We start from the raw sequence: 1762 nt of genomic DNA on the forward strand, positions 1-1762 counted from the left end.
GCCTGCCTGCTGGATCAGCGGATCGAAGGTGTCGCTACCCGCCACCGCGGCGGCAGCCCGCTTCCGCGCCAGCAGTACGTAGGCGATCATGCCTGCCAGCGCGAGCAGGAAGGCGCCGAAGGCCGCGAGCACGGGGGTGGTGAAGGCGAACGGGCCCGTACCGCCGCCGCGCACATCGGCATTCGCGGGCACGGTGCCGGGGGGCATCTGCAAGGTGAGGTCGATGGCATCGCCCTTGCGCAGGTCGGTCTGGTGCAGATACAGCACGCCGTCGGGTTCGGTGTGGACATCGGCGCACGGCTTGGCATTGCCCGCGGAGCCGAGTTTGCAGTCGACGATGCCCATTTGGAAGCTCGGGCTGATCACCGAGACGTCGAGCACGGCGATATCGGCGTTGAGCACGCCCAGCCAGTGGAACACCTGCGTGCCCGGCATGTCGGAGACGGTGTTGTGCACCGTATACGTGAACTTCGATTCGCCCGGCTTCGCCTCGACGACGAACTGGTCGTTGACAGTGGTGGCGGTGCCCGTACCGCTCGCGGTCACATCGGTGACCTTGAAGACCCGTTCCACGTCGTCACCGACCTTGAGGCGCAACGGCAGCGACATCGTGAAATTTCCGTCGGCGGGTACCGCGACAGTTTCGATGACTTCGAGCACACCGTTTTCGGTGAGCGTGAGGTCGGCGGTGATCGAAACACCGGAGGTGGAGGGCTCCGTATGGGCTACCGGCGCGGCCACGAGCAAACCCGCCGCAGCGAGCAGCAGCGCGCCAGCGGCGCCCCCCCGAAAAGTCAGCATGGGTGCTTACTCTAGACAGCTTGCTATTCTGCGTCAGCGGCTGTCGACGACTCATGAGACGAGGGGGGTACGGGGGAGTGACTCAACCACCGTACGGTTATGGGCCGAACGGCCCAGGTGGACGACCGGTTCCACCACCCCCCGGCTATGGTCCGCCCCCGGGATACCGGCCACAACCGGGATACGGGCAGCCGGGTTATCCACAGCCGCAGGGCTATCCACAGGGTTATGGGCAGCGTCCGGCGTATGGTCCGCCGCCGGGTTACCGCCCGCCGCCGATGCCCTATGGGCCGCCGGGCAGGCCGACTCCGCCGCCGCGTAAGCGGGGCGGTGGCTTCACCTCGGCAATCCTGGTCGTCATCTTCCTGCTGGTCGGCGGGCTGGTGAAGTACGCCGTCAATACCGGCGTCGACCTCGGGATCGGCGCGATCGGTCCGAAACCGACCACTACCTATACCCCGCAGCCCGGGACCGCGCCCGCCGCGACCGGCGACAACCCGCTGCTCACCGACTCCGACGGCACCCTGGTCCCGGCATCGTGCAATTACGCGCCGTGGGGCACGCAGGTGGACAAGGCGCGCGCCTTCTTCGAGTCGGCCGCCAAGTGCCTCGAGTCGGCATGGAAACCGCTGCTGGCGGAGAACAATCTGCCCTTCGAGTCGCCGACGCTCAGCGTCACCGCGACCACCGACGGCATCACCACCCCGTGCACCGGGTCGACGAGCAACTTCGCCGCCTTCTACTGCCCGGCGAACAAGACCATCTACATGCCGATCAGCCAGCTGCAGACCGAGCAGTTCCGCGACAACTGGGTGGTGTACCTCTCGGTGTTCGCGCACGAGTACGGCCACCACGTGCAGGCCCAGTCGGGCATCCTGCGCAAGGCCAACAGCGAGCGCGTCGACGCGGGCGCCCGCTCGGCCAAGGGTCTGGAGCTCTCGCGCCGAGTCGAGTTGCTGGC

General features: G+C 67.3%; 1 protein-coding gene and 1 pseudogene. One reads left to right on the forward strand and one right to left on the reverse strand.

The window, feature by feature from the left end; all coding sequences use genetic code 11:
* Positions 1–801 (reverse strand): annotated as a pseudogene (locus tag ACFWF3_RS34615) (DUF2207 domain-containing protein); the annotation flags it as partial.
* Positions 802–1079: 278 nt separating this feature from the next.
* On the opposite strand from ACFWF3_RS34615, the gene ACFWF3_RS34620 reads away from it, so the two are divergent.
* Positions 1080–1762, forward strand: a 683-nt coding sequence (locus ACFWF3_RS34620; RefSeq protein WP_379318267.1) for a neutral zinc metallopeptidase, incomplete at its 3' end; no start/stop codon positions are given.

The organism is Nocardia sp. NPDC060220, from assembly GCF_042727815.1.
In the GTDB taxonomy this organism is placed as follows: Bacteria; Actinomycetota; Actinomycetes; order Mycobacteriales; family Mycobacteriaceae; genus Nocardia.